Origin of the sequence: Sorangium sp. So ce1504, from assembly GCF_051521635.1 — a bacterium.
In the GTDB taxonomy this organism is placed as follows: Bacteria; Myxococcota_A; Polyangia; order Polyangiales; family Polyangiaceae; genus Sorangium; species Sorangium cellulosum_B.
This window is the reverse complement of record NZ_CP150365.1, coordinates 10,623,209-10,646,989: the sequence shown is the minus strand read 5'-3', so window position 1 is coordinate 10,646,989 and position 23,781 is coordinate 10,623,209. Positions and strand designations below refer to the sequence as shown.

At 70.9% G+C, this 23,781-nt stretch carries 16 protein-coding genes and 2 tRNA genes; 12 read left to right on the top strand and 6 right to left on the bottom strand.

The window, feature by feature from the left end:
* The first annotated feature begins 56 nt into the window (after positions 1–56).
* The 5 genes from WMF39_RS40105 to rpsI all read left to right on the top strand — a co-directional run bounded on the left by WMF39_RS40105 (position 57) and on the right by rpsI (position 3,585).
* Entirely contained in the window at positions 57–1,817 is a 1,761-nt protein-coding gene (locus WMF39_RS40105) for an ATP-binding protein (protein ID WP_437741720.1), read from the top strand.
* 176 nt (positions 1,818–1,993) lie between these two features.
* Positions 1,994–2,080, top strand: a tRNA-Ser gene (locus tag WMF39_RS40100).
* Positions 2,081–2,185: 105 nt separating this feature from the next.
* Positions 2,186–2,270, top strand: a tRNA-Ser gene (locus tag WMF39_RS40095).
* Between the two features lie 464 nt (positions 2,271–2,734).
* Entirely contained in the window at positions 2,735–3,184 is a 450-nt protein-coding gene (rplM, locus tag WMF39_RS40090; RefSeq protein WP_437741719.1) for a 50S ribosomal protein L13, read from the top strand.
* Positions 3,185–3,192: 8 nt separating this feature from the next.
* Positions 3,193–3,585 carry a 30S ribosomal protein S9 gene (gene rpsI, locus WMF39_RS40085; RefSeq protein WP_437711475.1) on the top strand — a complete coding sequence of 131 codons (393 nt, stop codon included), beginning with the start codon at positions 3,193–3,195 and terminating at the stop codon, positions 3,583–3,585.
* A gap of 221 nt (positions 3,586–3,806) precedes the next feature.
* Here rpsI and WMF39_RS40080 read toward each other — a convergent pair whose 3' ends face one another.
* Positions 3,807–5,915 (bottom strand): peptidoglycan DD-metalloendopeptidase family protein, encoded by a 2,109-nt coding sequence (locus WMF39_RS40080; protein ID WP_437741718.1) that lies wholly within the window; start codon positions 5,913–5,915, stop codon positions 3,807–3,809.
* Between the two features lie 117 nt (positions 5,916–6,032).
* Between WMF39_RS40080 and WMF39_RS40075 the strand changes: the two genes are divergently transcribed.
* Positions 6,033–6,905, top strand: a complete 873-nt coding sequence (locus tag WMF39_RS40075; RefSeq protein ID WP_437741717.1) for a tetratricopeptide repeat protein — start codon at positions 6,033–6,035, stop codon at positions 6,903–6,905.
* Between the two features lie 3 nt (positions 6,906–6,908).
* Positions 6,909–8,165, top strand: a complete 1,257-nt coding sequence (locus WMF39_RS40070; RefSeq protein WP_437741716.1) for a DUF2062 domain-containing protein — start codon at positions 6,909–6,911, stop codon at positions 8,163–8,165.
* A gap of 1,233 nt (positions 8,166–9,398) precedes the next feature.
* Here the strand turns inward: WMF39_RS40070 and WMF39_RS40065 are convergent.
* Positions 9,399–9,851, bottom strand: coding sequence for a DNA-binding protein (locus WMF39_RS40065; RefSeq protein WP_272102708.1), 453 nt, complete (start codon positions 9,849–9,851; stop codon positions 9,399–9,401).
* A gap of 514 nt (positions 9,852–10,365) precedes the next feature.
* Positions 10,366–10,497, bottom strand: a complete 132-nt coding sequence (locus WMF39_RS40060; RefSeq protein ID WP_437741715.1) for a hypothetical protein — start codon at positions 10,495–10,497, stop codon at positions 10,366–10,368.
* Positions 10,498–12,162: 1,665 nt separating this feature from the next.
* Here WMF39_RS40060 and uvrC point away from each other — a divergent pair.
* The 3 genes from uvrC (at position 12,163) to WMF39_RS40045 (ending at position 17,870) form a co-directional block, all read left to right on the top strand.
* Positions 12,163–14,418, top strand: coding sequence for an excinuclease ABC subunit UvrC (gene uvrC / locus WMF39_RS40055; protein WP_437741714.1), 2,256 nt, complete (start codon positions 12,163–12,165; stop codon positions 14,416–14,418).
* Between the two features lie 280 nt (positions 14,419–14,698).
* Complete coding sequence (locus WMF39_RS40050; protein WP_437741713.1) at positions 14,699–16,036, top strand: serine/threonine-protein kinase; 1,338 nt, start codon at positions 14,699–14,701, stop codon at positions 16,034–16,036.
* 64 nt (positions 16,037–16,100) lie between these two features.
* A complete protein-coding gene (locus WMF39_RS40045) occupies positions 16,101–17,870 on the top strand; it encodes a VanW family protein (RefSeq protein ID WP_437741712.1) in 1,770 nt (589 codons plus the stop codon).
* A gap of 96 nt (positions 17,871–17,966) precedes the next feature.
* Here WMF39_RS40045 and WMF39_RS40040 read toward each other — a convergent pair whose 3' ends face one another.
* Positions 17,967–18,995, bottom strand: a complete 1,029-nt coding sequence (locus WMF39_RS40040) for a tryptophan--tRNA ligase (protein WP_437741711.1) — start codon at positions 18,993–18,995, stop codon at positions 17,967–17,969.
* A 293-nt stretch (positions 18,996–19,288) separates the two neighbouring features.
* Here WMF39_RS40040 and coaBC point away from each other — a divergent pair, with 293 nt between their 5' ends.
* Both coaBC and WMF39_RS40030 read left to right on the top strand, forming a co-directional pair.
* Positions 19,289–20,620, top strand: coding sequence for a bifunctional phosphopantothenoylcysteine decarboxylase/phosphopantothenate--cysteine ligase CoaBC (gene coaBC / locus WMF39_RS40035; RefSeq protein ID WP_437741710.1), 1,332 nt, complete (start codon positions 19,289–19,291; stop codon positions 20,618–20,620).
* Positions 20,617–21,420, top strand: coding sequence for a CPBP family intramembrane glutamic endopeptidase (locus tag WMF39_RS40030; RefSeq protein ID WP_437741709.1), 804 nt, complete (start codon positions 20,617–20,619; stop codon positions 21,418–21,420). The genes coaBC and WMF39_RS40030 overlap by 4 nt, the downstream gene beginning before the upstream one ends.
* Positions 21,421–21,442: 22 nt before the next feature.
* On the opposite strand, the gene WMF39_RS40025 is transcribed toward WMF39_RS40030, so the two are convergent.
* Together WMF39_RS40025 and WMF39_RS40020 are read right to left on the bottom strand one after the other, a co-directional pair.
* Positions 21,443–22,192 (bottom strand): YebC/PmpR family DNA-binding transcriptional regulator, encoded by a 750-nt coding sequence (locus WMF39_RS40025; RefSeq protein ID WP_437295193.1) that lies wholly within the window; start codon positions 22,190–22,192, stop codon positions 21,443–21,445.
* A 309-nt stretch (positions 22,193–22,501) separates the two neighbouring features.
* Positions 22,502–23,716, bottom strand: a complete 1,215-nt coding sequence (locus WMF39_RS40020; RefSeq protein ID WP_437741708.1) for an ammonium transporter — start codon at positions 23,714–23,716, stop codon at positions 22,502–22,504.
* Between the last annotated feature and the right edge of the window lie 65 nt (positions 23,717–23,781).

The window sequence follows — 23,781 nt, the reverse complement described above, 5'->3', positions numbered from 1 at the left end:
GGGCGCCCCCGCGCCGCGCCTGCGCGCCCGCGCTGGGCCGCGGCTATGCTGCGCGCATGCGCATCCCCGGCAGGACGGAGCGGCGGGTCGTCGCGGCCATCCTCGTGACCGCCCTGATCCCGCTCGTCGCCAGCATCGTGGTCGCCAGGACGGTGATCGCGCGGGTGTCGGCGACGGCGTTCCAGCCCGAGTTCGGCGTCCACCTGGACAGGGCGCTCGGCGTGTACGCCGAGCTGGCCGCCGCCATCAAGCAGGGCATGCGCTCCGAGGCCGACGCGATCGTCGCGGCGGACCCGCTGCGCGAGACCGCCTTCACCGGCGACGCGCAGCGCCTCGACGCCGAGCTTGCGCGCATCATCGCGGCCCACCCCGCGCTGGTCTCCCTCCGCGTCGAGCGCTGCGGCGGCGATCTCGTCGGAGCGCGCGAGCGCGGCCGCCCGGTGGATCCGGCGCACGAGAAGACGCTCACGGTCCGGAAGGCGATCGCGCGCGCGCCCGGCCACGCCGCCGAGCCCGGCGATCTCGCGCCCGACGACGGCGGCTGCGACGGCGACGCGCGGACCCTCGTCGCGACGTTCGCCGCGCCGAGCGCGCGCTTCGACGAGCTCGACGCGGCGCAGGCGTTCGCGCAGGCGTACCACGCCCTCGAGCGGGAGCACCGGAAGGAGTACCTCGACGAGAGCTACGGCGACGCCTTCGCCGCCCTGCTCGGCGCGACGATCGTCCTCGCGATCCTCGCCGGCGTGCTCGTGGCGCGCCCCGTGGTCGACCGCATCGCGCGGCTCGCCGCCGCGACCCGGCCCGTCGCGGAGGGCGACCTCTCGGTGCGCGTGGGGCTGCAGGGCGACGATGAGGTCGCCGATCTCGGCCGCGCCTTCGACCGCATGCTCGAGGAGCTCGAGGGCAGCCGCGCGCGGATCGAGTTCCTCAAGCGCATGGGCGAGTGGCAGAAGATGGCGCGGCACCTCGCGCACGAGATCAAGAACCCGCTGACCCCGATCCAGCTCGCCGTCGAGGAGTGCCACCGGCGCTATGCGGGCAGCGACCCGGCGTACCAGCGCTTGCTCCAGACGACGCTGGAGGTCGTCGAGGAGGAGGTCGGCACCTTGCGCCGCCTCGTCGGCGAGTTCTCCAATTTCGCGCGGCTCCCGCGGGCAGAGCTCGAGCCCTCGGATCTCGCGGAGTTCCTGCGCGAGCAGGGCGAGCGCTTCGCCGCGGTCGAGGAGGCGGGGCGCGAGCACGCCTCGGACGAGGCGCTGCTCGGGCGCGTCGATCTCGAGTTCGATGTGCCGGATGTCCCGATGCCGGCCGCGCTCGATCGCGAGATGCTCCGGCGCGCGCTCGGCAACATCGTGCGCAACGCGGCGCAGGCGCTGCGCGACGCGCAGCGAGCGGCGCCCGGCGGAGGAGCCCGAGAGCGCCCGGGCGCCGCTGTGTGGGGCAGCGTTCGCGTCTCGGCGCGGAGCGAGGGGCAGAGCCACCTCATCGCGATCGACGACGACGGCCCGGGCATCGATCCCGCCGTGCGGGACTCGGTGTTCGATCCGTACGTCACGACGCGGTACGACGGCACGGGGCTCGGCCTGAGCATCGTGAAGAAGATCGTGGTCGATCACGGCGGCACCATCGACGTGCTCGAGTCCCCGCTCGGAGGCGCGCGCTTCGTCATCCGGCTCCCGCGCGCAGGCACGCCTGCGGCGCGCGCCGCGCTCGGGGCCGAGGCCTTCTCCGACGGCGATCGCGAGCCTGCGTCCGACGGGGCCGCTCCGACGCGGCCAGCCGCTCGCGGAGGGCAGGCGCCGCGCGGGGCGGGGTAGGGCCGCGCCCGCCGGTGCGGCGAGCGCCAGAGAGCCGCATGCTGGACGACGAGCGCTGCCCGGGAGCGCGCTTCGGGCTGCTCGCGGGGGGCCTCGGCGCCGAAAGCGCACCTCCAGACCGGTCGGTGGTCAGGAGATGCTTGACCAGCCGGCCCCGCTTTGCCATGTTCGCCGGCGGAGAGGTGACCGAGAGGCCGAAGGTGCCTGATTCGAAATCAGGTGTACCCGCAAGGGTACCGCGGGTTCGAATCCCGCTCTCTCCGCTACGCTTGGCTGCTTGCCCCCGTTGAAGCAGGTGGGCTCTGACCGCCCGCTCTCTCTCGAGCGGCGCCGGTCCGGCAGAAGCGGGGCGCGTTGAAGTTGTATCGGGAGAGGTGACCGAGTGGTCGAAGGTGCACGACTGGAAATCGTGTGTACGGCAACGTACCGCGGGTTCGAATCCCGCCCTCTCCGCTGAGCTGAACCGTCGATCGACTCCTTGCCGTGATGAGCTCCTTCAAGCGAGCCAGCAGGACGTCGGCGACCGATGTGACGTGAACGATGAGCGATGAGACGGATCGGCCGGTCGCTCGACCGCCGCGTCTGCTCGTCGCAGTGTTGCCTGGCGCGGCGTTCGGGGGGAGCTTTGGGCTCGTTCGCCGTCGATGCGACCGAGGGGCTGCCTGGTTCAACGCCTTGGCGAGCTGGATGATCGGGAAAATAAGAGAAATCTGGGAGCCCGAGACAAGCCAGGGGTGCAAGGCGGGACCGACGGAACGGACGGAACGCCGACGGCTTGTCGACAAACCCCGCTTGACCAACCCTCGCCGGACGATGACGATGCACCCGCAGAAGCCTGAGATGCTTGACAGGCGAAGGGCCGCCTTGTAGAAGTGGCGCCCCTTTTTGGCAGGCGCACTTCCGGAGTTTTTCGCCCAATGAATCCTCAGCCCAAGTCCTTTTCCGCCAAGCCTGCGGAGGCCCGCAACGAGCGTACGTGGTGGGTGATCGACGCGGAAGGCAAGCCCCTCGGCCGCCTTGCCAGCCGCATCGCCACGGTGCTCCGCGGCAAGAACAAGCCCACGTTCACGCCGCACGTCGACACCGGCGACTTCGTGATCGTCGTGAACGCCAAGAAGGTCCTTCTGACGGGCCGCAAGCTCCAGCAGAAGAACTACGTGCGGCACAGCGGCGAGCCGGGTGGCTTCCGTTCCGAGTCGTACGGTCACCTGCTCGAGCGCAAGCCGGAGCTCCCGATCCAGAAGGCCGTGAAGGGCATGCTCCCGAAGAACGTGCTCGGGCGCGAGCTCCTCACCAAGCTCAAGGTCTACGCCGGTCCCGATCACCCCCACGCGGCGCAGCAGCCGCAGCCCCTTAGCTACAGCTGAGCAAAGCCATGACGGAAACGAGAACGTACGCCACTGGTAAGCGTAAGACCGCCGTTGCGCGCGTCTTCCTCTCGCCGGGCACCGGCAACATCAAGGTGAACCAGAGGCCCGCTGACGATTACTTCGTCCGCGAGACCTCGCGCATGGTGATGCGTCAATCGCTGGAGCTGCTCGAGCTGCTCGAGCAGTTCGACGTGAACGCGACCGTGGTCGGTGGCGGCCACAGCGCGCAGGCCGAGGCGATGCGGCACGGCATCGCGCGCGCCCTCTGCGAGCTCGATCCGGAGCGCAGGCCGTCGCTCAAGCGCGCGGGCTTCCTCACGCGCGACGCGCGCAAGAAGGAGCGCAAGAAGTACGGCCAGCCCGGCGCCCGCAAGCGCTTCCAGTACTCGAAGCGGTAGCAGGCCTGGGCCGCCGCCCATCGGGATGGACGGCATGGCAAGGACATCGAGGGCGCGAGGGTTTCCCCCTCCGCGTCCTCGGTGCGTTTTGTCTGCCCGATGCCGCGAAGGCGCCGAGGACGGGACAGCTTGTCCCTCGGCATCTCTTCTCATCGAGCGGACCTCTCGGCCCGCTCGGCCTCCTCTGGTTTCATCGAGCGGACCTCTCGGCCCGCTCGGCGTCACATCGCTTCCGGCGGGCTCTTGAGATCGGCGCCTTCGATGAGCTCGCCCTCGTCGTCCCCGGCGCCTTCCGGCGGCTGCGCTTCTTGCTCGTTCGGTCCGCTCGGTCCGACGTCCGGTGCCGCGGCGGCCGCGGCGGCCGAGGCCTCGCTGCCGGTGGCCGCGGGCGGCGGCGGCGAGGGAGGCTCTGCCGCCTCCGGCTTCGTCGGTTCGGGCGGCGGCTCGGGCAGCGGGATGGCGTCGAGCCGCTTGTCGAGCGCTTCCTTCGCCGCGGCGAACGCCGCGCGATCGATGCCGGGCATCACGCGCTCTCCATCGAGCTGGAGCGTCTCGGCATCGAAGTACTTGCCGTCCCTCTTGGCGCTGAAGTGAAGGTGAGGGCCCGTCGAGCGGCCCGTCGACCCGACGTAGCCGACGAGCTGGTGGGTACCCACCTTCATGCCGGCCTTGATGCCGGGGGCATACCTCGACAGGTGCGCATAGCCGGTGGTGACCCCGTTCGCGTGCGTCACCGTGACCAGGTTGCCGCTCGGACCCGCCGGACCGACCCAGTCGACCACGCCGCGATACGCCGAGTACACCGGCGTTCCCATCGGCGCGCCGAAGTCCGTCCCGTTGTGGGGCATCTTCTTCTTCAGCACCGGGTGCATCCGCTGCGGGTTGAACCTCGACGTCACGGGCGCGCCCGGGACCGGCGCGCGCCAGCCGCCGGCGTGCGGCTGCCGGCCGCGCTCATCGAACGTGCCGCGGGCCTCTTGCCCCTTGAAATCGTAGATGCGCACCGGCTTCTCCGCGGGATCCGCGGGCCGGTACTCGAGCGCGATGACCTTCTTGTACCGGGAGAACATCCCGAGCGCCGTCTCTTCGATGGCGATCAGCCGGACCGTGCTCCCTTCCTCGAAGCTCTCCGTCGAGAGGCGCCCGTTCAGCGCGTCGTCGATCACGTCGAGCACGCCGGGCTCCAGGCCCCCCGCCCGGATCGCGTTGGCGAGATCCTTCCCCACGTAGAAGGAGGCGACGACCTCCTCCTCGGCGATCTTCATGTCGAGCGTGGCGCCCGTGAGCAGCCCGGCCGCGTCGTCCCTCGCCTGGTAGATCTCGCTCGCCGAGACCTCGTACTCGAAGGCGCGGACGCGGCGCGTGGAGCGATCCATCGCGACCGTGAACCGGTCCTTGCGGCCGCACTTGTCGAACTTCCGCAGCCCGTCGAAGGCCTTCATGATCCGGTAGATCTGCGCCTTCGGTACGCCCTTGTCGTCGAGGGCCGCGATGAACGACCGGCGGTCCATCACGTCGCTCACCAGGAGCATGGAAGGATCCTTCCCGAGCTCGGAGATCCGCCATGGGCCGGGCAGCGGGGTGCGCTGCTTGGTCTTCACCTCGGGCACGGAGGACGGCCTGGCGGTCCCGTCCGTACCTGCTGCCGAGGTCGCCGGGCTCGCCGCGACCAGCGCGCGCTCGTCGCGCACCGGGACGCCCTGGATCAGCAGCGCGATGAGCGAGGTGAGCGTCGCGAGGCCGAAGATGCCGCCGAAGACCGCGGTCATGCGCGGCGACAGGTGCGGTCCTGGAGGGGGCCGGCTGAGGCCGGGTGGAAGCCGCGGGCCGTCCGTCGAACCGGGGCCCGCGTGGGGACCGCCGTCCATGAGCGACGGCGTCCGCAGGGGCTGCACGCGCGGATCGCTGCCGCGCGACCAGGGCGCCGATGCGCGCCCGCGAGAAGAAGGAGGAGGGAGCTGCGGCGGCCACGTCGACGCCGCGCGCGCGCGAAGCTCGCTGCTGCGCGACCAGGGAGCGGCCGGAGCGCCCTCGCCCCGGCGATTGCCCTGAAGCGGCGCCGTCAGCGGCGGCGTGGCCGGTCTGCTGGGGGCGTCGAGCGCGTCGTCCGCGACGTCCGCGACGTCCTCGGCCGCGCCGATGCGCACGATCTCCGCGCGCGGCGCGTCCTGCGGGACAGCAGCTCCGGGCTCCACGCGCGGCGCGTCTTGCGGGACAGCGGCGCCAGGCTCCGCCGCGCTGCCGGCCTCTCCGCTCCGCCCCCTGGCGCGGTCCTCGGCGTCCGGCGCTCCGGAGGCCTCGAGCGGGTTCTGGGGTACTGCACTCGGCACGCCGACGTGCGTACCAAGGCATCGACGGGGTTGCAACCGCGCGACTCCCCGGCCGACGCAAGGGTTGCGCGGAAGGCGGATCCCATCGTACGCCGGTCGCGTAAGCTGACGGGCCTGATGGACGACCGGCTGAAGCAACTTCTGGTTCTCGGCAGGGAGCACTACGAGCGGCGCGAGTACGATCTCGCGGAGCACGCCCTGCGGCAGATCATCGAGAAAACCGACCGCTTCGCGGACGTCTACAACATGCTCGGCGTCATTCTCCACGAACGCGGTGATTTCCTCGCGGCCGAGGCCCACTTCGAGCGCGCGGTGCAGCTCAACGCGCACTACACGGAAGCGCTGCTGAACCTCGCCGTCACCTACAACGACCTCGGCAAATACGAGGCCGCGCGGCAGGTCTACTCTCGCATCCGCCGCGGCGAGGGGGGAGGCGGCATCCTCGACCCGTTCGCGCGCGGCAAGATCGCCAACATGCACGCCGATCTCGCGCAGGCCTATGCCGACGCCGGTTGCGCGCAGGAAGCGATCGCCGAGCTCACGCGGGCTGTGGCGCTGTGTCCGACGTTCGTGGATCTTCAGCTGCGCCTCGGGACGATGTACCGCGACGCCGGGAATCTGGCGCTCGCTCGCGAGCATTACGCCGCCGCGCGCGACGCGAACCCGAAGTACGCACCAGCGCGCGTGCTGCTCGGGGTCGCGCTGCTCTCCCTTGGCGCGCCCGATCAAGCGAGCGCCGAGTGGCGCGAGGCGCTCGCCATCGATCCCGACAACAGGACGGCGAAGATGTACCTTCGCACGCTGGAGGCGCAGCGGAGCAGGCGCGCTGCGGGCGCTGTGTCAGGCGAGCCGGCGCCGGCCCCCGCGGCGGGCGGTACGTGGGACGCGCTCGACGAGGCGACACCCACGACCGTGAGCGACATCCTCTCCAAGACGACGGCCGATGCAGCAGGTGAGGCGGATCGTGCTGCACGGGAAAGCAAACCCTGAACGTTGGCGAAATACTCTCTCCTCCGAGAGGAGGCGCGCCGCGCGTGGCGTGAGCTCCGTGGCAGCGAGCTGTCCGCCGGCCGGACCGCTGTGGCGGTCGCGATCGGCCTGTTCATCGGGTCGCAGCCGATCTTCGGCTGCCACACGCCGCTCGTGCTCCTCCTCTGCCTGTGGTTCCGTCTGGATGCAGCGATTGCTTGGGTCGCTGCGAATATCTCCAACCCCTTGTTCGCGCCAGCGCTGCTCACGGCGGAGGTCCAGGTCGGAGCGTACCTCCGTACGGGTCGCTGGCTGCGCCTTTACGAAAAGATGAGCTGGGCGCAAGCGCTTTCGGACTTCCCCGAGTACATGTTCCTCGGCGCCCCGGTGGTCGGGCTCGTGCTCGCGGCGCTCGGCGGCGGCCTGATCTTCGTCCTCGTCACGCTGAAGCGGCGCCGCGCTCCCTCGCAGCAGAGCAGCAGGATGGAGCCGTATCGGCTCCCCGGGGATGCGCCGCCGTGGGTCCACGCGGTCGAGCGCGTCGCCGGGAGGTACAGCCCGCCTGAGGGCGCCACGCCGGCGCAGCGTACCCGCTTTCACTATGTCCGCTTCAAGCTGCTCGGCGACCCCATCGCCCGGTTGATTGCCGACATCGCAGGCGACCGCCCCGGCGCGCTCGGGGAGGTCCTCGATATCGGGACCGGGGCTGGCCAGCTGCCGATTCTCCTGCTCGAGCTGGGGAGGGCCGAGCGCGCGCGTGGGTTCGACTGGGACCGAGCCAAGATAGAGGACGCCCGGCGCGCGGCCGGCGAGGGCTCCGGCGCATCTCTCCCGCGCTCGTCCGGGTCGTCCGGCCCGCCCGGCCCGCAGCGCGCGGCCCACGCCCGCCCTCCGCTGGACGCCGAGTTCTGGTGCGCAGATGCGCGCGAGGCCGAGCTCGGAACTGCAGACACCGTGCTGCTCATCGACCTGCTCCACTACTTCCGCGTGGAAGAGCAGGACGCGATCCTGCGGCGCGCGGCGGCCGCGGTTCGTCCGGGCGGGCGCCTGCTCGTCCGCGAGGCGGACACGGACCGCGGCTTGAGGAGCTCGATCACGCTCCTTGAGGAGCGTGTCTTCACCGCGCTTCGATTCAACCGGGGCGAGCGTGTGCGCTTCCGTCCCGCCCGAGAGATCGCGGCGCTCCTCGAGCAGCTCGGCTTCTCCTGCGAGACGGTGCCCGCCTGGGGGAAAACGCCCTTCTCGAATGTCCTCATCGTCGGGAGCCGAGCCCAGCGCTGAGCCCGAGTCGCCCTTCCCCGGAGCTCTCATCCTCCCACCGCCGTCACCGCGCCCCGAGCGTCAGCGGTCGTTGCCGGGGTGTCCGATCCGGCGTGCGGCCTCTTGTGCATCGCCCAGTTTCTCGATCACCGCGGATGGTTAGAACCTGTCCAGTCGGTTGACGCGTTGGTCTCGCGGCTCCTTTCGGACCATGAGCCGCGCTATCGGGTGGAACGACCGCCCTGATGGCACAGACCATGCTTGTCCCACGGGCTTGGCGGCGGAGCGCGCTGTCCATGTCCCTTCCTGATCGCTAGAGACCGATAGGCCTCCGGTGGCTCCTCCTTGCCAGGCGTCCGGCTCGCCCACATTGCAAGCCCGCACTATCCGCCTGGGGCGTCCTGTCCAGGTGTCCGTGAAGGTGCGTTGAGCTCCGGGCCGGCCAGGTCCAGTGGGGCTCCGAGGGCGCCGCGTGATCGTCGAGAAGGGCGCCGGATGGGCGGAGCGGGTCAGGCGTTCACAGCAACGACGCTTGCGCGGCGCCGATCGTGCTCTGCCATGTCGACAGTCCCGGCCACGCTCACGGCCCCACGGAGCGAGCACCGCCCGGCGGGAGTCCGGCCCTGGATGACCGGACTCCTGCACCGCGTCGCGCCGGTGACGCTCCCTTTCGTTTCCTTGGAGCTCCGCCCCGCTTCACGCCCCAGCGTCCGTTTCGAGGCCGCTTCAGCGACACGTGACAGGACATCCGACGCGATCGCTGATGCACGAAACTAGATGTGGTGGTCCTTCGATGATGCCCCACGATATGTTGGGGGCTCAGGGGGGCATGACGTGGTGGTCTCTCCCGATCCGAGGTCGACAAGAGCACGGGCATGGCGGCTCGGTAACCCAGCGTCCTGGGCACCAGAGCGGACATGTGTGCACAGACCCGATCGCGGAGCGCCGCCGCCGCCGCCTGTGTCGTGTCACCAGGCGGATCCGCTCAGCAGCGGTCGGGCGGCAGTTGACGCGCCTTACGCCCGGATTTCTCCGTCGTCCTACGAGGAGACGACATGGCTTGGCGGGACTTCCTGAGGGGCATCCAGCGGCGTGTACGGCTGCGGAGCTTGCTCCGCTCCGAGGTGCGACGTCTCCGCGCCTGCCGGGACAGCTCCCGGCTCGCCGCGATTTCCCCTGCTGGGCTTGCGGGAAGGCGGGACGTCGACCTCGGTCGGTTTGGCCGGACCCTTTTGGAGAGCGTCGATGCCGGCTTCAGCGGGAAAAGTACTTGGTAGCCCGCTTCTCTCCTTTCGACGTGATCTTCTTCTCGACGAGCAGCTTCCGAATCGGGAGGGTCAGCTCCTTCGTGGTGGTGCCCAGATCCTTGGCGATCTGCTCGACGCCCTGGCCGCTGTTGCTCCGGATGTGCTCCAGGACCTTCTGCGTCATGGCGGCGAGCTCTTCCTTCGAGCGCTTCTCGCCCTTCTTGCGGGTGGGCTTCGCAGCGCGAGCGGGGCGACCGACCGCCTTCTTGACCTCCGCAGGCTGCTGGGGAGCGGCCTTGGCCCGACCCACCTTGCGCGGCGCGGCGGCCGCAGCGACCGGCTGGCCCTCGCCTCGCAGGGCGTTGGCGACGGCCTCGAGAGCCGCTTTGCGGACAAGTCCGCTCAGCTGAGAGACGAATGCATCAACGTGGCTTTTGATCTCGGTTTCGACGTTGTTCATTGGATCTCGCGTCCCATGAATAGCTAGAGTTGTCAACTGCTGAACAGCACCTTGCTTGAAAATAATTCGAGAGGTGTCCCCTCAACGTGCGTCAAGAACCCGCGCTCGCCACCTCCCCGCCGGGTCATCGGATGCTGGGGGCGACCGGTCGAGCCGGACTCCAGCCACCTCGTCTCCCTGGCGACGTCGCGCCGCGAAGCCAGGCTTCGCCCCAACCCAAGAGGGTGCGATGGACAGCGCCGTGCTCCTCTCTGCACCGCGCTCCCGCTTTGGATGCCGCGGCGCGCGTGCCGTGGGCAGCCCCGTAACCGAGGGGAGCCAGCGACATTCCCATGAAGATCTGCTTTCCTGTGCTCCGGACACACGCGCCCCACCGCGCAGCGGCCGAAGCGGGCGCCTGACCGAGGGACCGTGGAGGAGCCCGACCCCCCGGGTGGAGCGCCCGCGATAAGGAAAGGTGTCATGGCCGAGGTCGCCGTTCCAGGCGACCCCGGTGAGCTGGAGCGGCAGCCTTTCACTTCTGCACCCCACCCTGCTCCGGCGGCGTAACCGTATGCCCGAGCTCTCGTCTCCCGACCGAGCCGCTCTCCGGGATCGACCGCAACGTGTCGGCCACCGAGCCGCCCTCCGGCGGTGTCGACGTCATGAGGGCTACCCCACCCACCTGCCAGGACATCCCCTGGCTGATCGGCGCGGCGGCCCGACGCGGTTGCTCCCACCCACGTTGCAGCCCCCAGGCCATGTCGCCTCCGGTCTGGCTGCGTCTTTTTGCGGCTGTGCTGGAGCTGCCCAGCCTCCGGCCGAGTCTCCCAAACCGCTCGCCGTGCCCGAGCTCCGACGGCCGCCCCGGCAAGCCGGAAGTCGTCCTGCGGGAGGCCACGAGGCCGCCGCTCCTGCTCAGCCGCTCATCCTGATTCAGGGGGTGACACTCGTGCTGGGCACCAGGGTGACGCTCGCCCGCGGCTCGCCCCCGTGCGAGAGGGCAGAGCTCACCGTCGCCGCCGAGGGCGACATCGATCCCCCGAGCGGGGCGGTGGTGATGGACGCTGGTGGACAGTTCGTCACTCCTCGGCTGTTCGACGCGCACTCCCACCTCGGGGGCCGCCCGACACCAGGCGCAGCGGCGCACCTGGACGGCAGCGAACGAAAACCAGACACGGGGCCGGTGGCGCCGCAGGCTCAGTCCGCCGATGCCTTCTGGCCCCAGGACCCGGGTATCGAACGGGCAGTCGCTGGTGGTGTTACGACCATACAAGTCCTTTCGGGTTCAGGCAACCTGATTAGAGGGTGCGCGGTAACGATGGAGCTCCGACCGGGCATCAGCCGTCCCATCGCCCCTCCCAGGTTCCTCCCTGATTCCTGCCAGATGCTTCCCAGACGCTCGCCACCGTGGCGCCCGGCGGGCTGAAAGTGGCTTGCGGGGAGAGCCCGAAGCGCAGCTACGGCGGGGACAAGCGGGCACCGATGGCCGGTACGGGCAACCTCGCTCTCCAGCGGGCGACCTCTCTCAAGGCCAGGAAGCTCCAGACGGACTGGGCGCGATGGAGCGACCGGGAGTCGCGCCGGATTGCGACCGAGGCGAAGACGCCGTCGTCCGCCAGGCCACGAGGCAGGAGCGCTCGACACCCGAGACCTCCTCCCGCGAAGATCCTGCCGTCGAGCCTACTGCCTGCTCGAGGGCGTGTCTCGCGTCGACGTGGGCGCGGCGCGCCATCACCGCAGTCGCCAGCGCCGCCTCCTACACGGGCGATCGCGCGACGTGTGACGGCGGCGCACCGTGATCGGGTGGCCTCACGAGAGCGACGCGTCAACACGGGGCGCGCGCGGCTCACGTGATCAGGGCGCTCGCGCGCGCTGCGCGGCTCACGTGATCAGGGCGCTCGCGCGCGCTGCGCGGCTCACGTGATCACGGCGCTGCGTGGCTCACGTGATCAGCCCGCCCGCATGCGCCTCGCGCGGCTCACGTGATCACGACGCCCGCGTGCGCGCGCCGACGGCAACGCGGTGCGCGACGGACTCCGCCCCGCCGCGCGGCGGTGATCGCCCGCAGTCCGGCCGGCGCGTTCGTGTCGCCTTCGCTTCGGCTCGAACCTGTCCTCGCGAACGTCGCGGTCGGGTCGGGCGACTCGCCCGACATCTCGACCTGGGCGTTCTGCCCCGTCGCACCGAGGCGAGCGGCGCCGCGTCACATGACGGCGTTTTTCTAGATGTAAAGGAGAACCGGCGCGGGCCGCGTCGGCCGCTCTCCACGGGAGCAGCCGTGATCGCGGCGCTTGCTGCCGGCGCGCGCGACTTCTAGATCGTTCCGGCCGTGGTCAACCCGAGCGCCAAGCAGGATCCCGAAGCCCTCCTCGCCGCCAAGCTCGCGTCGCTCCCGACGACGCCGGGCTGCTATCTGTTCATCGACAAGGCCGGCGCCGTCGTCTACGTCGGCAAGGCGAAGAGCCTGCGCTCGCGCGTCCGCAGCTACTTTCAGGAGAGCGGGAGCGACGCCAGGTACTTCATCCCGATACTCCGGAAGATCGTGGCCGATCTGGAGACGGTGGTGACCGCCACCGAGAAGGAAGCGGCCGTACTGGAGAACGAGCTCGTCAAGCAGCACAAGCCGCGGTTCAACGTCAAGCTGCGTGACGACAAGGACTTCCTTTGCCTCAAGCTCGACACGCAGAAGGCGTGGCCGATGCTCGAGACGGTCCGCCGTCCCGCCCCGGACAAGGCGCGCTATTTCGGGCCCTACCACTCGGCGACGAGCGCGCGGCGGACGCTCCACCTGGTCAACAAGCACTTCCAGCTCCGCACCTGCTCCGATACCGAGATGGCGTCGCGCCGGCGTCCCTGCCTGCAGTACCAGATCAAGCGTTGCCTCGCGCCCTGCGTGATGGATGTGGACCGGGAGCTCTATTCGGAGATGGTCCGCTCGGTCGCGCTCTTCCTCGAAGGGCGCCACGACGAGCTCACGGGCGAGCTCACCACGCGAATGCGGGACGCGTCGCGGGAGCTCGAGTTCGAGCGCGCTGCCATCTACCGCGATCAGCTCCGGGCGGTCGAGGCCGTCCGCGAGGCCCAGCGCGTCGTCTACGTGAAGGACGTCGATCAAGACGTGGTGGGCATCTACCGCGAGGGGACGCTCGTGGAGGTCGAAGTGATCTTGGTGCGGAGGGGGCGCGTGACAGACACGCTGTCCTTCTCGCTCCGCAACATGGAGCTGCCGGACGACGAGGTGCTCGGCGGCTTCTTGAACGAGTACTATGGCGTCGCGTCCACCACGATCCCCGATGAGGTCCTCGTGCCGGTGTTGCCCGACGGCGCGGAGGGTGTTGCGGAGTGGCTCGGCGATCGGCGGGGCCGCAAGGTGGCGCTCTTCGTGCCTCAGCGCGGGCCCCGCGTCGATCTGCTCAAGATGGCGAGCGAGAACGCGGCTCACGCGTTCCGGGAGAAGCAGCGGAGCTCCGACGATCTCGAGGCCCGGCTCGAGGAGATCAGGGAGCGCCTTCGTCTCCCGACGCTCCCGCGTCGCATCGAGTGCTGCGACATCTCGCATCTCGGCGGCGGGGACACGGTGGGATCGATCGTGGCGCTCCTCGATGGTCAGCCGGACAAGAAGCGCTACCGCAGCTTCAACGTGAAGAGCGTGGCCGACGGCGACGACTACGCCGCGATGTACGAGGTGCTCTCACGGCGCTTCCGCCGCGGAAAGGCCGCCCGGCAGGCGAGCCCCGCGTCCACCGCAGACAGCGAGGCCGCCCTCGGCGCCGAAGGCGCGCCCGAGAGCGACGTGATGGAGGGCGTCACCGAGAGCGACGTGATGGAGGGCGTCACCGAGGGCGACGTGATGGAGAGCGATCCGGCGGAGAGCGACGCGCTCGAGAGCGATGCGACGGAGGGCGACCTGGCTGACGAGGACATCGGCTCGGCAACAGCGAGCGACGCTCCGCCGGAGACGGAAGGGACGCCGGTGTCCGCTGCCGCGGAGCGAGAGAGCGCCGCCTCGGGGGGTGATGTGTCGAGGCGCGCCGAGGCCGGCGGAGGCGAGTGGGATCTTCCAGATCTGTTCGTCGTCGATGGTGGGCGCGGCCAGCTTCAGGTGGCGCTGTCGGCGGCGCGCGATCTCGGCCTGCACGGTCTCCCGATCGTCGGTCTGGCGAAGGAGCGGGAGACGCAGACCGGAGAGAAGCTCGTCGACCGCGTCTACCTGCCTGGCCAGAAGAACGGTATCCCGCTCCGATCCACGAGCTCCGCCCTCTTCTTCCTGGCGCGCGCGCGCGACGAGGCGCACCGCTTCGCAAACCACGCACGCAAGCGGCTCGGCAAGGCGCGGCGCCTCCGGTCCGAGATCGAGGACATCCCGGGGCTTGGCAGCGCGGTGAGGACGGCGCTCCTCCGGGAGCTCGGTTCCATGGAAGGAGTTCGTCGCGCGACCGACGCTCAGATCCTGGCGGTGACAGGGGTCACCAAGCGACACCTGTCAGCGCTGCGCAAGGTCATCCCGTCTTCCGAGTCCTCGCAGCCCGACGCGCCGGCCGAGGACACCGGTGATCTATCCAAGGCACGGGGGCTCACGCGCTGAGCGCGACCGGCCCGTTCCGCGATGGATCGGTGAAAGATCACGCTGCGACCTGAACGGCGTTCCGGGTTGAGCGCCAAGGCGTTCTCTGCGACGATCCGAACACCAGGCGCCCGGTCGCATTCCGGGCGCACGCGGTCATTTTTCGATCAAGAGCACCACCTGGCACACCGAGCGCTTTTGCGGACCCGACGTAGTGGGCGGGCCGCGGCGGGCCGCGCTCGGGGGGCTCGATTCCCGGCGGGCGCTGCCTCGCTCCGGGGTTACGCGGCACGTGAGCACCATGGGAGAAGTACGCGCTGGCCACACGCTCGGTCGCTATGAGCTCCTCGTCCCCATCGCGCTCGGGGGCATGGCCTCGGTGTGGGCCGCTCGAACGGGCGGCCAGCTCCCCAGGATCGTCGCCGTCAAGCTGCTGCGCGCCGAGCTGAGCGACGATCCCGACTTCGAGGCGATGTTCCTCGACGAGGCCACCCTGGTCTCGCAGATCCATCACCCGAACGTCGCGGAGACCATCGATGTGGGCGAGGAGGACGGCGTCCTCTACCAGGTGATGGAGCTCATCGACGGCGAGCCGCTCAACCTGGTTCTCCGCGAGAGCAAGGCGCGCGGCGGTCTGCCGCTCCCCTTCGCGCTCCGCATCGTGGCCGAGGCGGCCCTCGGCCTGCACGCCGCGCACGAGCTGCGCGGCCGCGACGGCAAGCCCGTCGGCCTCGTCCACCGCGACGTCTCGCCGCAAAACATCCTGGTCGGATACGACGGGTCGGTGAAGATCCTCGACTTCGGCGTCGCCAAGGCCGCCTCGAACCTGCAGCGAACCCAGGTCGGCCAGCTGAAGGGCAAGTACGCGTACATGTCGCCGGAGCAGGCGGGCAGCGAGCCCATCGATCGGCGCACCGACGTGTTCACGCTCGGGATCGTCTTCTATCAGCTCGTGACGGGCAAGCACCCCTTCCACGCCGAGAACGATCCTGCGACGGTGCGCCGCATCTGCGACAAGGCGGCAGCCGAGCCGCCGCGGAACCTCGTCCCGTCGCTCCCGGAGGACGTCGGGCGCATCATCATGAGGATGCTCGCGAAGCCGAGGGACGAGCGCTTCGCCACGATGGCCGAGCTGCGCCAGTCCATCGAGCAGCTGTCGCCAGCGACGCCCATCGCCACCTCGGATGAGCTCGCTGTGCTGATGCAGCAGATGCTCGGCCCGCGTGGTGAGCGGCGGCGCGCCGCGATCCAGGAGGCCATGCAGATCGCGCGCGAGCGCGCGATCGACTTCGACTATCCGCAGTCACAGCAGAGCTCGCCGCAAGCCGCCGCTCAGCCCGGGCGCGCGAGCGCAGAGCGCGGCGCCGGCCCACCGCAGGGCGCCTGGCCGGCGCCGCCGACGTCCGACGAGGGCCGCGCGCGGCGCTGGCTCGTCCCCGCGACCATCGGCCTCGTGGTCCTCGTGGTGCTCGCGGGCGCGCTCCTCCTGCGCTCCTCGCCGCACGGCGGCCCGCCGCGCCAGCGGGGCTCTCTGCTCGTGCCCGGGGCGGGCTCGATCAAGGAGCCGCTCCTCAGGGCCGCGCGCGCCGCATCGAGGGCGCCGCGCGGCGGCTCCGATGTGACGCGGGCCGCACCGTAGCCGCGCCGCGCGCCCGCGTTCGCTTGACGGTTCGGGCAACGCTTCTCAAGATGGCCGCCCTCGCATGGATCTTCGCCGCTCGCCGGAGCTCTGGCGGTTCGCCGCGCTGGTGGCGATCTTCGTCACGAGCGGCCTGGCCATCACCTACCTCGTGCTGCCGCCCCCGCCGGACGACGGCCCCAAGCCCCCGCCGGTCCTCCGCGTGGCGCAGGTGCCGGTGCCGACGGGCGGCGACGTGGTGGCGAACGCGCTCGACCTCGTGCGCCGCTACGCCACCGGGGAGATCCGGATCGTGCTCCCCGACGGCTCCGCGCGCGCGCTCCGCCGCAACGATCTCGGCGTCGAGATCAACCGGGTCCGCCTCGCCGAGTTCGTGCGCGAGGCGCTCCGCCCCGAGAGCGCGCTCCGCCGCGCGCACGAGCGGGCCGGCGATGGCGACAAGAGCGACGAGGACGCGCCGCTCGACATCCCGATCCCGCTCCTCCTCGACTCCGAGCGGGCGATCAGCAAGCTGCTCGACCTGAAGGTCGAGCTCGACGCGCCCGCGGTCGACGCGTATGTCGACCTCGAGGGGAAGCAGCTCAAGCCCGAGAAGATCGGGTATCGGCTGGACGTCTACGGCACGCTCGCGCGCATCGACGCCGCCCTCCGGGCGGGCGAGGACACCGCGCAGGCGAGCGTCGAGACGATCGCACCGAAGCTCGTCGCCGAGCAGCTCGGCAACGTCAAGTTCGATCAGGTGCTCGGCTACTTCGAGACGCGCTACGCGACCGGCGCGAGATCCAAGGAGAGGACGTACAACCTCAGGCTCGCGGCGTCCAAGCTCGACGGCGTGGTCGTCATGCCGGGCGAGATCTTCGACTTCAACGAGACGGTCGGCCCGCGCGACGAGGCGCACGGGTACCGCGTCGCTCCGGTCATCGCCCAGGGAGAGCTCGTCGACGGGCTCGGCGGCGGGACCTGCCAGATCTCGGGCACGCTCCACGGCGCCGCGTTCTTCGCGGGGCTCGAGATCGTCGAGCGCTACCCGCACTCCCGCCCGAGCTACTACATCAAGCTCGGCCTCGACGCGACCGTCGTCTACCCGACGATCAACTACCGCTTCAGGAACCCGTTCGACTTCCCGATCGTGCTCCACGAGACCGTGGCCGGCGGCGTCGTGCGCGCCGAGATCCTCGGGCCCTCGCGCAAGCTCACGGTCACGTACTTCCGTCGCATCGACGAGGTCATCCCGTTCGAGGAGCTGGAGCGCCCGACGCCGAAGCTGCCCGAAGGGACGCGGGCGCTCGCTCAGCGCGGCATCCCCGGCTTCAAGACGACGAGCTCGCGGGTCGTCCGCGACGGCGCCTACGCGGTGCGGGAGAAGTGGAGCGACAGCTACCCGCCGACCGCGCAGATCGTCCATGTCGGGAGCGGCCCGCGCGACCCCGAGGCCAAGACGGCCGACGACAATCACCCCGAGTACGTGGCGGACGAGTACCTCGTCGTGACGCAGGGGCCGGACGTCCGCACGCCAGGCGTGACCGGCCCGGAGCCGGGCGGCGGCACCGTCGAGAGCCGCGAGCCCGGGCTCACGGGCGAGCGCGGCTGGACCGAGCGCGCGGGGTTCGGCACGTTCCGCGCGAAGGGGGAGGAGCGCGCCGAAGGGGAAGGCGGCCGCGCGCGCGGCGAGGACGCGCCGCCCGCCGAGGGGATCGCCGTCGCGCAGGCCCCGGGCGCGGCGGCGGCGGAAGCCCGTGGCCAGCGGGACCCCGCGGGGGACGAGGCGAAGGGCGGCAAGGGCAAGAAGCGACGCCAGAACCAGAAGAAGACGACGACGAGCGACGGCGGCTGAGCGGGCGGCCTCGAACGGAGCCGGCGGCGGCTGCTCGGCGGCGCTCGCCGCGCGCTGGCCGCGGCGAGCTCCGCTCGTCCTCCGCCGCCGCGGCCTTCAGCGCGCGCCGATCGCCCGGCGCACCTCGTGGAGCGTCGGGCCCGCGAGCGCCCGCGCGCGCTGGGCGCCTTCCGAGAGCAGGGCGTCGACGCGGGCCGGGTTGGCCATGAGATCGGCGAAGCGGCGCCGCGGCTCCTCGAGCGCGCGGTTCAGCACCTCGAACACGGCCTCTTTCGCCTCGCCCCAGCCGATGCCGCCCTGGTAGCGGCCGCGGAGCGCCTCCGCCTCTTCGGGCGTGGCGAACTCCCTGTAGAGGTGGAAGAGCGGCGAGGTGTTCGGATCCTTCGGCTCGCTCGGGGGCGACGAGTCCGTCTTGTACTTGAAGATCGTCTTGCGCAGCTTCTCCGGCGGCAGGAAGAGCGCGATGGTGTTGTCGTAGCTCTTGCTCATCTTGCGGCCGTCGAGGCCCGGGATCACCGCCGTCTCGGCGCTGATGCGCGCCTCGGGCAGGACGAGGGTCGGGCCGTAGATCGCGTTGAAGCGCTGCGCGATATCGCGGGCGATCTCGATGTGCTGGACCTGGTCCTTGCCCACCGGCACGACATTCGTCTTGAACAGGAGGATGTCGGCCGCCATCAGCACCGGATAGCCATAGAGGCCCATGTTGATCCCGGCGTCGAGGTCGTCGCTGTCCTCGGCGCCCGCGGCGCTCGACGCCCCGGCCCGGGACTCCATGTTCTTGGCGACAGCGGCCTTGTAGGCGTGGGCGCGGTTCATGAGCCCCTTCGCCGTGAAGCAGGAGAGGATCCAGCTGAGCTCGAAGATCTCCGGAACGTCGGATTGCCTGTAGAAGATGACCTTCTCTGGATCGAGGCCGAGCGCGAGCCACGTCGCGGCGACCTCGTGGACCAGGCTCCGGAGCTTCTGCGCGTCGTGGATGACGTTGAGCGCGTGATAGTCCGCGACAAAGTAGAGCGCGTTCGACGCGGTTCCTGCGAGCGCGAGCGCCGGCTTGATCGCCCCTACGAAGTTGCCGAGGTGCGGCGTTCCGGTGGGCTTGATGCCGGTGAGGACGGTGCTTGCCATCGTTGTCGTGTTCCTCTGAGGGAGCTCATCCCATTACGCGCTCCCGGCGGGTGATGCCACTGCCACGCCCCAAAAACCAGCGGGGTTTCTTGCTGCGCGGGCGCGTTGGCGCGTGTCGGCGCGCGCGCGGTGGTGCGCGCGTGCGCGCCAGCACGAGCTCGCTGCCTGCAGCGCGGCCCCGGATCATCCGCCTGCGGCGCAGCGTGTACCGTGTCGTGGCCGTGTACGATCGGCGATTTTCGTGCCACGGTGGACGCCGGACCGACCCCCCGACCCACGCTGGCACCTGCGCCATGTCTGGCCGAACGCCGTCATCTCCCGCACCTCGCCCCGAGGCCTCTGCCCCGTCGCCCGCTGGCCAAGCCCCCGAGGGCGCGCGGCCGACCGTCGCGCTCGCCGTCTCGGGCAGCATCGCCGCGTACAAGGCCGCCGAGGTGGCCCGGCTGTTGATCCAGGGCGGCGCGCGCGTGCTCCCGATCATGACGCGCGCGGCGCAACAGTTCCTCGGGCCCATGACGCTGAGCGGGCTCTGCGGCGAGCCGGTGCGCGACACCATGTGGGATCCCGGCTTCGCGGGCGAGCTGCACATCGCGCTCGCCGCCGAGGCCGATCTCGTGCTGCTCGCGCCCGCGACCGCCGACGTGATCGCCCGCCTCGCCGCGGGGCGCGCCGACGACCTCGTGACGGCGCTCGCCCTGTGCGCGCGGGGGCCGGTGCTCGCCGCGCCGGCGATGCACCCCCGCATGTGGGCTCACCCCGCGACGGCGCGGAACGTCGCCACGCTCGAGGCCGACGGGCGCGTGCAGCTCGTCGGCCCGGTCTTCGGCGAGGTCGCCTCGGGCGAGCGCGGCCTCGGGCGCATGGCCGAGCCCGCGGCGATCGCGGCCGCGGCGCTCTCGCGGCTCGCCCCGCGCGACCTCGCGGGTCTCCGCGTCGTCGTCACCGCGGGCCCAACGCTCGAGGACCTCGATCCCGTGCGCTTCCTCGGCAACCGGTCGACCGGCAAGATGGGCTTCGCCGTGGCGGAGCGGGCCGCGGCGCGGGGCGCGCAGGTCACGCTCATCGCCGGCCCCGTGTCGCTCTCCACGCCGCCGGGCGCGCGCCGGGTCGACGTGCGCGGCGCGCTCTCGATGCGCGGCGCGCTCTGGCAGGCGCTCGGCGAGGACCTGCGCGGCGCCGACGCGCTCATCATGACGGCCGCCGTGTCCGACTACCGCCCGGCCGAGCAGCACGCGACCAAGCTGAAGCGGACGCCCGACCTCGCGTCGCTCCCGCTCGTGCCGAACCCTGATTTGCTCGCGGAGATCGGCGCGGCGCGAGGCGGCCTGGCGGACGCTGCCGGCGCCGACGGAGCGTGCTCGCCGGTGCTCGTCGGGTTCGCGGTCGAGACCGCCACGGACGAGGGGGTCATCGCCTATGCGCGGCACAAGCTCGCGAGCAAGCGCGTCGACATGATCGTCGCCAACCACGCGGCGGACTCGTTCGGCCGGGACGACAACCGCGCCACGATCGTGACCCGCGACGCCGCCGACGCGCTCGGCGTGTTGCTCAAGCCGGCGCTCGCGGACCGCATCCTCGACCGGGTCTTGCAATTGTCTCAGACGAGTCAGGCGAGCGCGCGATGATCCCGGGCGAAGACCGCGCCGCGGCTCCTTCCGCCGCGGCTCCTCCGGCTGCCTCTGGCTCGGCCGCCCAGGCCTCGTCGCGCGGTCCGCGGGCGATCGATCCGCGCGAGCCGCCGCGCTCTTCGCGCCGGGAGGCCGCGCTCGTCGCCGCGTCCGTCACCGCCTGCGTCGCGCTCGCCGTCTCGTTCGCGTTCGATCCCGGTCGCGCGGGCGCGCCTGCCATGCTCGCGGCGCTCGGCGCGCTCTACGCCGTCCTCACGGCGATCACCGTGATGTGGCTCCGCCGGCGCGGCGAGCTCCGCGCGGCGCTCCGCCCCCTGTCCGGCGATCTCGCGCGCGGCGCCCTGGTCGCGGCGGGGCTCTACGGGCTTGCCATGGCGGTGCAGCTGCTGCTCGCCCCGCGGGGCACGCCTCGCGAGGCGTGGGTCCTTCGCCTGTACCTCCAGCTCGGCGACCCCTCGGCCGACGCGCGCGTGTTCGTCGGCGCGCTCGTCTTCGTCATCGCCGCGCTGGAGGAGATCGTCTGGCGCGGGCTCGTCCTGCGCGCCCTGGAGGGGCCGCTCGACCGGGGCGCCGCGTGGCTGCTGTCGAGCGCGCTGTTCGCCGCCGCGCACGCCCCCACGCTGTTCCTGCTCGGCGATCCGGTGGCCGGGCCGAACCCGCTGCTCGTCGCGGCGGGCTTCGGCTGCTCGATTGTGTGGGGTCGCGTGGTGCACCGGACCGGGCGCCTGGCGCCGGCGGTCTTCGCCCACGCGTTCTTCTCGTGGGCGATCGTGAGCTTCCCGATCTGGCGGCCGTGACGGGCTCGCGCCTGCCGCGGGATCAGCCCTCGAGCTTCGCGAGCTCCTCGTCGGGGACGTCGAAATCGGCGTAGACGTTCTGCACGTCGTCGTGGTCGTCGAGCGAGTCGACGAGGTTCAGGCAGACCTCGGCGTCGCGGCCCGCGACCTCTTTCTTGTTCTTGGGGACGTAGCCCGCGGAGTTCGACTTCACCGCGATCTTCGCGTCCTCGAGGGCCTTCACGACGGTGTCCATCACGTCGACGCTGGAGAGCACCTGCCACTCCTCTCCCTGGTCGCTGTAGTCGTCGGCGCCCGCGCCCACGGCGGTGTCCATCAGCTGATCCTCCGTCGCCGCGTCCTTCGCGAGGAGGATGATCCCCTTCCTCTCGAAGGCCCACTGCGCGGAGCCGCCGGCGCCGAGCTGCCCGTTGTTCTTCTCGAAGATCTTCCGGATCTCGGCGACGGTGCGGTTCCGGTTGTCGGTCATCGCCTCGCAGAGGAACAGCGTCCCGCCGGGCCCTGTCCCTTCGTAGAGGATCTCCTCGTAGTTCGCGCCCTCGATCTCGCCGGTGCCGCGCTGGATGGCGCGCTTGATCGTGTCGGCGGGCATCGCCTGGCCCTTGGCGTCGTTGATCGCCTTACGGAGCCGCGGGTTGCCGTTCGGGTCTCCGCCGCCCATGCGCGAGGCGACGGTGATCTCCTTGATGAGCTTCGTGAAGAGCTTGCCGCGCTTCGCGTCGAGCGCGCCCTTCTTGCGCTTGATGGTGGCCCACTTGGAATGGCCGCTCATGCCTGTCTGCTCCGTGATGACGGGGCGCCCGCTCGCGGCGCGCGCCCAGGGGGAAGGTTCGGCGCAAGATGGAGCACCGTTCGGTTCGAGCGTAGAAACCGTCAGGGCGCCGGGAGCGCCAAGAGATTGTCGAGCTCTCCTGGCGCTCTCGGCGCCTTTCGGTTCGAACCGTCCGTCGCTCTAGCGGTGCGCCCCGGGGGAGGCAACAGCGACGGCACCCCCGGCCGCGCGGTTCCCTCCTCACCGGGAGGACGAGCGCGGCCGGGAGCCCTTGTCGACCTGGGTCTGTGGCTGCCCCCCTCTGTGTCGCTACAGCGCGTAACCGGTCTCGCCGTGCTCGGTTGCGTCGAGGCCCTCGCGCTCGTCGCTCTCGGGCACGCGCAGGCCGATCAGCTTGTCGACCAGCTTGAGGAGCACGAAGGTCACGATCGCGGCGTACAGGCCGACGGCCGCGATGCCGACCAGCTGCGGGACCATCTGCCCCGGGTTGCCGGCGATCACGCCGTCACGGCCGGCCTCGTTCAGGGCCTTCTCGGCGAAGACGCCGGTGAGGACCGCGCCGAGGAGGCCGCCCACGCCGTGGACGCCGAACGCGTCGAGCGAGTCGTCGTAGCGCAGGCGCTCCTTCGAGACGACCGCCGCATAACACACAACGCCCGCGAGCAGGCCGATCACGACGGCGGCCCACGGCGCCACGAACCCGGCCGCGGGCGTGATCCCGACGAGCCCGGCCACGATGCCGGACGCCACGCCGAGCGCGGTCGGCTTGCCTCGCTGCGCCCACTCGACGAGGAGCCACGCCGCGCCGCCCGCCGCCGCCGCGAGGTGCGTGTCGAGCAGCGCCAGCGCCGCGAGCCCGCCCGACGTCAGCGCGCTGCCGGCGTTGAAGCCGAACCACCCGAACCACAGGATGCCCGTGCCCGTCAGGGTCATCGTCAGGTTGTGCGGCACGTGCCGCTCGTGCGGATATCCCGTGCGCTTGCCCAGCACGAGCGCGCAGATCAGCGCCGAGATGCCCGCCGCGAGGTGAACCACGGTGCCGCCCGCGAAGTCGAGCGCGCCCATCTCGAAGAGCCAGCCCTTCTCCGCCCACACCCAGTGCGCCACCGGGTCATAGACGAGCGTGGACCAGAGTAGGATGAAGACCAGGTACGCCGAGAACCGCATCCGCTCGGCGAACGCCCCCGCGATGAGCGCGGGCGTGATCACCGCGAACATCATCTGGAACGCCGCGAACGCGATGTGCGGCACCGTGCCGCGCTCCACCGTCGCGATCCCGTGCAGACCGACAAAGTCGAACCCGCCGATGAGCCCACCGTGCGAGGTCCCGAACGCGAGCGAGTACCCGACGGCCACCCACTGCACCGAGATCACCGCGAGCGCGGCGAACGAGTGCATGAGCGTCGCGAGCACGTTCTTGCGGCGCACCATGCCGCCGTAGAACAGGGCGAGGCCCGGCGTCATGAAAAGGACGAGGGCTGTCGATGCGAGGAGCCAGGCCGTATCCCCAGTGTCGATCTTCATGGCACGGGCGTAACGTGCCCAATGTTTCAACGAGGTTTCGTCGTCGCGGCAGGACGCATTTGACA